Raw genomic sequence first — 8,759 nt, 5'->3', positions numbered from 1 at the left:
CTTGAGGTGTACTACGAAACCTGGAAGGCATTCGGTGCAGGCCCGGTGGTGGTGCCGTGGGCCGAGGCGTACGTGGCGCTGAAACAGGGCGTAGTCGACGGCATGGATTCTCCTCTCTCGTCAGTGTACGGTCAGAAGTTCTTTGAAGTCGCTCCATACATAGTAATGACCAATCATCAGATAGACCCCTATAATGTCCTGGTCAGCGAGAAGGCATACAAGGCCCTCCCCGATGACCTGAAGGCCGTAATCACGTCCTGTGCAAGAGAGGCCGGGGATTGGTATTCACAACTGGTAGTGCAAAGCTACGAGGAAGAGAAAGCCATGATGATACAGGCTGGCGCGAAGTTCATTGAGATCGATACGACTGAGTTCGTACAGAGGGCTCTGCCATTGGCCCAGTCCTTCGAGAACCGGGGACTGTGGAGTAAAGGCCTGTTTGAGGCGATATCGGCCCTCAAGTGAAGCTGCCCAATGTGCAATGCTGACCGTCAAGCAGTGAATTAACTGATGAGGTGACTACTCTGTGAATACACACAGACAGTACGATGTCTTGGTGGCCGGCGGGGGTCCGGCCGGGGTCCCGGCGGCTGTGGCTGCGGCTAGGAACGGTGCAAGGGTCCTGCTTGTCGAAAGATGGGGCTTCCTCGGGGGCATGGCTACGGCGGGCATGGTAGTCCCCATACATACCTTCCACAATATGAAGGGCGAACAGATCGTCGGAGGCATACCCCACGAGATCATAAAGCGCCTGGAGACAATCGGAGGCGCATTCCCCGGCGGACACCTATGGAGCACCTATCAGAGCTCGTACACGCATACCCCTTTTGACGTAGAAGCCATGAAACAGGTGCTCCTCGAGATGGTGGACGAAGCCGGCGTGGAGCTTCTGCTCCATACTTTCCTGCTGGGAGCCTGCAAGGAGAACGGAACCGTCACCGGAGTGGAGGTGGCAAATAAGTCCGGTCGTTACGATCTCTCGGCACGGGTAGTGGTCGATGCTACAGGCGACGGGGACATCGCTGCGAGCGCGGGAGTTAGCTTCATAAAGGGCGGCGAGGGCGAGAAATGCATGGCCGGCTCGCTGATGTTCAGAATCGGCAACGTAGACGCGGAAGCAGTACTCAGATATGTGACGGAAAACCCTGATGAGTTCGTAATGGCCGAAGACCCGTTCGTGGGAATGACCAACCGGGAGCTGGCGGCCAGAATACGGGGCATTCCAGATATTCATATGGTGAGAGGTTGGTTCGATGTTGTGCGGAAGGCGCAGAATGACGGAGACTTCCCGCTCAGCCGCAACCAGATCATCTTCACCTTCTCCCCCAGGACGACTGAGGTCTATGTCAACTGCACAAATGTGGTCCATGTCGACGGGTCAGACGTGTACCAGACCACGAAAGCAGAGGTGGAGACCAGGAAACAGGTGCCCAAGGTGGCAGCCTTCTTCAGGAAGTACATGCCAGGGTTTGAGAATTCCTATGTAATCGACACCGCGTGTCAAATCGGGACGCGGGAGTCCAGACGCATAATTGGCGAGTACACGCTCACAGGCGACGAAGTGCTAAGCGGCACGCGCTTCGAGGACGGGATTGCCAAAGGGGCATACCCAAGCGACATTCATGGGCCGGACGGCGGTCTCGTTCACCGTCACATCAAGGATGGCCGCGACTATGATATCCCCTATCGATGTCTTGTGCCCAGGGATGTTGATGGACTCTTGGTCGCAGGACGCTGCATATCCACGGACAGGATCGCTCTTGGCAGCGTGAGGGTTATGGCACAGTGCATGGCCACAGGCGAGGCCGCCGGGACAGCCGCTTCAATGGCCGCCAGCCAAGGATGCCAGCCCAGAGCGCTAAAAGCTTCGGTTCTCAGGAAGGCCCTTTCGGACCAAGGCGCGATTATCTAGAATCTACACAGCGGCAGCCGTCGTGCACTCTCCCAGCAAAGCATTGCGGCTGCCCACCTAACTAGGGTAACCGCCCCGGAGAATGGGAGGCGACTTGCTTGTGGAGGTTGGAGCATTGCCTTCGTTGGTTGGTGGCGGCTATAGGCAAGCTTGAGTACGCCGCCAGTGGAGCAGCCATCACCGTTCTCGTTGTGGCTATGAGCAGTGACGCGGCGTCCAGGTATCTCTTGAGACACAGCTTGAGCTGGGCTGCATCGCTGTGTAGCCTACTCATGGTGTGGCTGGGTTTCGTTAGCTCGAGCATAGCGTTCAGAGAGAAGAGCCATCTCTCCTTCGCTTTTCTGGCAGACAGACTCCCAAGGAAGACAAGGCTGGTCCTTGAGATTCTGGCAGACGTGAGTATCCTAGCTGTCCTCGTGCTGATCGTCCACGCAGGCCTAAGACTTCAGTCCATGCAGAGGTATCAGATACTGCCCGGTCTGGGGCTCTCGCGCCGATGGATATCGGCTGCAGTGATCGTAGGCTGTTTATCGATGATCCTTACCTGTATGGCGGCACTGCTTCAGAACCTGGCGGCTGTTGTGTCAGATCTGGGCTGGCACGTGAAGGAGTCGGATTCCCTATGATTCTCATGTGGTTCGTGTTCGCTGTGGGTCTGGCCGCCAAGATCCCTGTTGCTTTCGTGCTTATCCTGTCGGCTGCGGGCTATATTCTGCAGAAGGGCATATCCCTCACTGTGATTGCGCAGCAGCTAGGGAATAGCATATCTGGATATACACTCATAGCTGTCCCCCTGTATATCCTGGTAGGAGAGATCATGAATACTGGAGGGATCACAAGGCGTCTCTTTGGTTTCGCCCGTGGTTTGGCCGGACACATTCCGGGCGGACTGGCGCATGTCAACATCCTCGCCAGTATGATATTTGCGGGCATATCCGGGTCCTCTTCGGCAGACGCTGCAGGTCTGGGCAGGATTGAGATACAGGCCATGGTTGAAGAAGGATATGATAGAGAATTCTCGGCCACAATCACCGCTGTCTCGTCCATGCTCGGACCTATCATCCCCCCGAGCATCCACCTGGTCCTGTACAGCGGCATCACCGACGTGTCCGTGGCGAAGCTGTTCGCGGGGGGTCTGCTTCCGGGGCTGCTGCTAGGTCTTTCCCTCATGATATTCGTCTACTTCCTTGCGGTCACAGGCAGGGAGCACTGCCCAGTGCGCCCCAGGCAGTCACTGGCGGGTGTGATCCGTGCTTTCCGCGAAGCGCTATTCCCTATGCTGGCTCCCGTCCTCATACTCAGCGGCATTCTGCTTGGGATAGTGACTGCGACTGAGGCGGCGGCGCTCGCAGTGGTCTACTGTGTCGTGCTGGCGGCTGCATACAGAGAGGTCGGCGTCAAAGATGTGCCTCGCATATTCAAGAACACGATAGTGTCTACAGGAGTAGTAATGCTGATTCTTGCGGCAGGGCAGCTGTTTGCCTGGGTGTTGACTCTTGAGCGGCTCCCCGAGTTGTTCATTGCAGCCCTCTATTCCGTCACGTCCAGCAGAGTGGTAATCCTTCTTGTCGTCGACTTGATCTTCCTCGTGGTCGGCTGTTTCTTACCGGCAACATCAGGACTGTTGATACTCACTCCTATAATGGTCCAGGTCGCGCGGTCTCTTGGGATAGACATGGTGCATCTGGGAGTATGGATGGTGTTCGGCCTGATGATAGGCGTAGTCACCCCTCCCGTGGGGGCGTCTCTCTACATAGTGTCAGACATAGCCAAAGTCTCCCCTGAGCGGTTGACCAAGAGATCCATGCCCTACTACATTCCACTCCTGTTTGCACTGCTAGTCGTGACTTTCTGGCCGGCTCTGTCTACGTTCCTGCCAGGGCTTCTGGCCAAGTAAGCCAGGCCCAGCCAAAGTTCTGTTGGGGAAAGTCTTGAGTATGCCGGACTGGCATTGCAGGTTTGAGAAGGGCGAAGAGCAGGCGGAAGCCGCTCATCGCCCTTCGCGGCTTACTCGGCGGAGTACTTGTACACCTGCGCAAGGTTTTGCGGCACACGGACAGCCTCTTGCACAGGATGCGTATTCCGCAATCACAACGCAGACAATTGAGAGGCGTAAGCGGTCATGTGCCTGGGGGGATTCTGTTGAGCCCGCCACCGGCCGAACTGCCAACGTCGCCGAAGAGGAGTACTGTCTTGTGCTACATCACAGAATGATATGGACGGGATGCGTATCATGTTCGTGGTACTAAGCTGAGGTTGTGATATAGGGCACCAGCATGTGGGATTGGGCGGTCAAGTGAGAGTTTGTACTGGCAGCGGGTGACAGGGCAAGAGAGGAGGGTGGTCAAGATATGCTTGACACGCGCGGTTTAATATTGTTATCTTGGTAACAAGCTGCAACCCGGCGATCTGCCCAGACACTTTGCCTTACTGCCGACCAAGGGGGGGGTCGTGAGGAAAGGCACGTCCGCAGACGTTTGGAAAACCACCATGGAGAAGGACGCCTCCCGTCCCCGGCTCAGGGGCGGGAGGGTGCTTGTTTTAGGAGGTCCCATCGATCCAAGTGACGGTGACAGCAGCCGCAGCCGGGTCCAATAGTCAGGATTTAGAAGGAGTGAGATTTGCCGTGAGACACCACCAATACCTCATGATTCCGGGTCCGACCCCGGTTCCGCAGACGGTCGCGCTCGCCGGGGCGGCTCCCATGATCAACCATCGTGGTCCCGAGTTCGGGGAGCTGCTCAAAGAGACGACGCGTGGGGTGCAGCAGATCCTTAAGACCAGCAACACCGTGCTCACCTTCCCGGCGGCCGGGACGGGCGCTATGGAAGCCGCAGCCGTGAACCTCATGACGCCCGGGGAAAGGGTGCTCGTCGGAGTTGCGGGCGAGTTCGGCGCGAGGTTCGCCGAGATACTCCGAGTCGGTGGGGCGGACGTGGCTACCGTGAAGTCCGAGCCCGGGTACCCCGTGAGCTCCGAAGCAATTCGGGACGCGCTCCGCAAGGACCCGTCCATCACGACCGTCGTTGTGACCCACAACGAGACATCCACTGGGGTGACGATGGACCTGCCGGGGATAAGGGCCGCCATCGATCGGGAAGACGTGCTGTTCGTCGTGGACGCTGTGAGCTCCGCGGGCGCCGTCGACATCGAAACGGACGGGTGGGGGATAGATGTCCTCGTTACGGCGTCCCAGAAGGCCCTCATGTGCCCGCCCGGCCTTGCGTTCGTGGCGGTCAGCCCGAAGGCCTGGGATCGGGTTGAGAAGACCAGGGCGCGGAGCGTCTACTTCAGCTTCGCGAACGCACGCAAGTTCCTGGAGAAGCCCACCCCGCAGACTCCTTACACCCCGGCCGTGTCGCTCCTCTTCTCCCTGCGCGAAGCAGTGCGCCAGATCTTCGCCGAAGGCCCGGACGCGGTGTTTGCGCGGCACGCGCTCCTCGCGCGGGCGACGAGGGCCGGCATGCGCGCGCTCGGCCTCGAGCTGCTCGCAGCGGACGAATGGGCGTCGAATACGGTGACGGCGGTAAAGCTTCCCGCGGGTGTGGACGGGCACAGGTTGCTGGGAGCGCTCAGGGACCGCTACGGAGTCATCCTCGCTGGCGGAATGGGAGAGCTCGCAGGCAAGATCTTCAGAATTGGGCACGTCGGGGCTGTGAGCTGGTCCGACATCGTCGTCACGCTCTCAGCACTGCAGATGGCCCTAAGCAGCCTCGGCGTGAAAGCTGCGCACGGTGCCGCGGTTGCCGCGGCTGAGCGAGTTTTCTCGGAGCACGGGTGGCCGCTATGATGAAGGTACTCGTAACTGACGGCGTAGCCAGGGAAGGAATAGAGCTTCTCCGCAAGGAAGCCCAAGTCGACGTCTCAAGGCCGCTTGACGAGGCCGCGCTCCTCGAGCGGATCTCCGAGTGCGACGGGATCATGGTGAGGTCGGCCACCAAAGTGACCGCCCGGTGCATAGCTGCAGCCGGGCGCCTCAAGGTCATCGGACGGGCTGGCGCCGGCGTCGACAACATCGATGTCGATGCTGCCACGAGGAAGGGCATTGTGGTCGTGAACGCCCCCGGTGGCAACTCGGTCGCAGTCGCGGAACACACAATTGCGCTCCTCCTGTGCCTCGCTCGAAACATCCCGCAGGCCTGCGCCCACGTCAAGTCTGGCGGTTGGGAGAGAGGGAAGTTCATGGGAACGGAGGTCCGCGGCAAAGTGCTCGGCATCTTCGGCCTCGGCCGCGCCGGCGTCGAGGTTGCAAAGCGGGCGCTCGCCCTCGGCATGAAGGTCCTGGCGTACGACCCCGGTGTCTCCGCGAGCAAGGCCGCCAGCCTGGGAGTCGTGCCAGCGGAGCCCGCGGACGTGTTCGCGAACTCCGACTTCATCAGCCTCCACGTGCCGGTCACGCCTGAGACCACAGGCCTCATCCGGCGCGAGACGATCGCCATCATGAAGGAAGGGGTGCGCATCATCAACTGCTCCAGGGGCAGGGTGGTGGACGAATCCGCGCTCGTTGAGGGCCTCAAGTCGGGGAAGGTGGCCGGAGCGGCGCTCGACGTGCTGGCGTCTGAGCCTCCGCCCCCGGACCACCCGCTCCTAGGATTCGACAACGTCATCGTAACACCCCACCTCGGAGCGTCTACGACTGAGGCACAGATAAACGTGGCGGTCGAGACCGCGAAGGCTATGCTCGCGGCGCTCCGCGGCGAGCCCGTGCCGAACGCCGTGAATATCCCGGTCCCGGCGGCGGAAGTGTTCCGCGAGCTTGCGCCGTCCATCCCGCTCGCGGAGATCCTCGGCAAGTTCGCGTCGCAGTGGTCAGAAGGCATGATCGCTTCGGTCCGGGTGGGGTGGGGAGGGAGGCTGAGCTCCCTCGACACCCGGCCCTTGCTCAACTCCGTGCTTAAGGGCGTGCTCTCCCCGCTTCTTGGGGACGATGTGAACATGGTGAACGCCCCGATACTCGCGAAGGAAAGGGGCATCGCCATAAGCGAGCTGCGCGTGTCCGACGGGGACGGGAATCCGAACGAAATCTCCGTCGAAACTTCCACAAACAAGGGGACGAAGCAGGTTGCGGGGGTCCTCTCTGCAAGACAGGTGCCGCGGTTGGTCCAGATCGACGGGTACCGCCTGGACATGGCCTTCACTGCGTACATGCTGGTCTGTCCGCATGTGGATCAGCCGGGCATAATCGGCATGGTCGGCACGACGCTCGGGAAGGCTGGAGTGAACATCTCCGAGATGCAGGTCGCGCGGAAGGCGAAGGGAGGGGACGCCATCATGGTGCTTGGAATAGACTCCCCAGCCCCACCGGAAGCGCTAACCGAGATAGCCCGCCTCGCGGGCGTGCTCTCGGTGAAGCCTGTCTACCTCGAACGCCCGGATTCTCATTCTCAGACCGGGGCAGCGCAAGGAGGTTGACCATGGCGAAGCTTATGCCCTTTAGAGCGGTTTACTATGACCCTCACAAAGTGGGCGCGGATCTCGGTGCCGTCATCGCGCCGCCTTACGACGTCGTCGACGCTGAGGAGGGAAGGCGCCTGGCGGACCGGCATCCGTGGAACGTCGTCCGCCTGGAGCTCACCATACCGCCCCCGGGCGGACAGGACCCGGCTCTCTACGAAAATGCGGCGAAACTCTGGAGGGCGTGGTGCCGGGAAGGCGTGCTCGTTGCCGACTCCGAGCCGTCCCTGTACCTGTGCGAGCACGAGTTCGAGTGGCAAGGCACTAGATACACACGGAGGGCGGTGATGGGCCTTCTAGACCTGAGCGAGGGCGTCCTGGTCCTGCCCCACGAGGAAACCATGGCCCACGCCAAGGAGGACCGCATGAATCTTCTCCGTGCGAGCCACGCACTCCCGAGCCCGATGCTCGGCCTCTATGAGGACCCCTTCGGGAGGGTGGCATCGACGCTTGCCTGCATGCGGGCCGCGTCCGGGCCGGACCTTGCGGCGACCTTGCCAGCGGAGGCCCTCAGGGTGTGGCGCGTCCGCGATGAGCCTGCCTCAGCTGCCATCATGAAAACCGTCGGCTCGGGCCCTGTCGTCATCGCGGACGGTCACCACAGGTGCGAATCGATGAAGAGATTGGCTCGGGAGACCGGGAATCCGAAACACATGCGTATCATGGCGGCCCTTGTCTCCATCTCGGACCCCGGCGTGGTGGTACTCCCGACGCACAGGGTCATCGCCGGATGGCCCGAAGGCTCGGAGGCCAGCCTCGTGGAGAGGGTGCTCTCGGCATTCGACGTCATCGACACGAGGCCGTTCACACCTGGGTCCGGCGAGGACGGCGTACGCCGGCTGTGGACGTGGCTTTGCTCCCAGATCTCGTGTTCGGACGGCAAGACGTCGTTTGCGGTGGCCACGCGCGCTAATATGTGGATCCTGGCCTACGACGGCGACACGCCCGAAATGCTGAGGCGTCTTGACCTCGAGATCGCCGAGGAAGCCGTGTCCTGCAGGAAGGCCGCCCCGGACGCCGCATGCGAGGTGGCTTACACCCACAATGGCCCGGCGGAGCTTGCCGCAATAGCGTCCGGCAGGATGCAGGTCGCCGTATTCCCCCCAGCGATCCCTGCAAGTGAAATCCTGAAGAAAGCGCGTGAGGGCTATCTCTTTCCGCGGAAAACGACGTACTTCCTGCCGAAAGCGCCTGCGGGTCTTCTCATGTGGGACCTGGACGATTGAAAGGGCGCAGGGAGCCTCCCCCGCGCCCGCAGAGGCCATGGAGGAGCGCGAATAACCGAGAGAGGTGTTCTGAGCCTCCCCCGCGCCCGCAGAGGCCATACTACCCGGAGGTGGCGCCGCGTCCGGGGAAGGGCCGAACGTGAGACGAGGGTGTGAAATGCCGAGCT

At 60.8% G+C, this 8,759-nt stretch carries 7 protein-coding genes; all 7 read left to right on the top strand.

What is annotated here, in order from left to right:
* The coding region (locus NUW23_13780) for a TRAP transporter substrate-binding protein (GenBank protein ID MCR4427230.1) at positions 1-465 on the top strand (465 nt) is incomplete at its 5' end.
* Positions 466-526: 61 nt separating this feature from the next.
* Positions 527-1,912, top strand: a complete 1,386-nt coding sequence (locus NUW23_13775; GenBank protein ID MCR4427229.1) for an FAD-dependent oxidoreductase — start codon at positions 527-529, stop codon at positions 1,910-1,912.
* A gap of 98 nt (positions 1,913-2,010) precedes the next feature.
* Positions 2,011-2,538, top strand: coding sequence for a TRAP transporter small permease (locus NUW23_13770; protein ID MCR4427228.1), 528 nt, complete (start codon positions 2,011-2,013; stop codon positions 2,536-2,538).
* Complete coding sequence (locus tag NUW23_13765) at positions 2,535-3,809, top strand: TRAP transporter large permease (GenBank protein ID MCR4427227.1); 1,275 nt, start codon at positions 2,535-2,537, stop codon at positions 3,807-3,809. Before NUW23_13770 ends, NUW23_13765 begins: the two co-directional genes overlap by 4 nt.
* Positions 3,810-4,538: 729 nt before the next feature.
* A complete protein-coding gene (locus tag NUW23_13760) occupies positions 4,539-5,702 on the top strand; it encodes an alanine--glyoxylate aminotransferase family protein (protein MCR4427226.1) in 1,164 nt (387 codons plus the stop codon).
* Positions 5,699-7,324: a phosphoglycerate dehydrogenase gene (gene serA / locus NUW23_13755; GenBank protein MCR4427225.1), complete on the top strand. Its 1,626-nt coding sequence runs from the start codon at positions 5,699-5,701 to the stop codon at positions 7,322-7,324. The genes NUW23_13760 and serA overlap by 4 nt, the downstream gene beginning before the upstream one ends.
* 2 nt (positions 7,325-7,326) lie before the next feature.
* Positions 7,327-8,592, top strand: coding sequence for a DUF1015 domain-containing protein (locus tag NUW23_13750; GenBank protein MCR4427224.1), 1,266 nt, complete (start codon positions 7,327-7,329; stop codon positions 8,590-8,592).
* The last annotated feature ends 167 nt before the right edge of the window (positions 8,593-8,759 follow it).

The organism is Bacillota bacterium (assembly GCA_024655925.1).
In the GTDB taxonomy this organism is placed as follows: domain Bacteria; phylum Bacillota; class DTU025; order DTU025; family JANLFS01; genus JANLFS01.
Note: the sequence above shows the minus strand (reverse complement) of the source record. Positions and strands in the feature narration are given on the sequence as shown.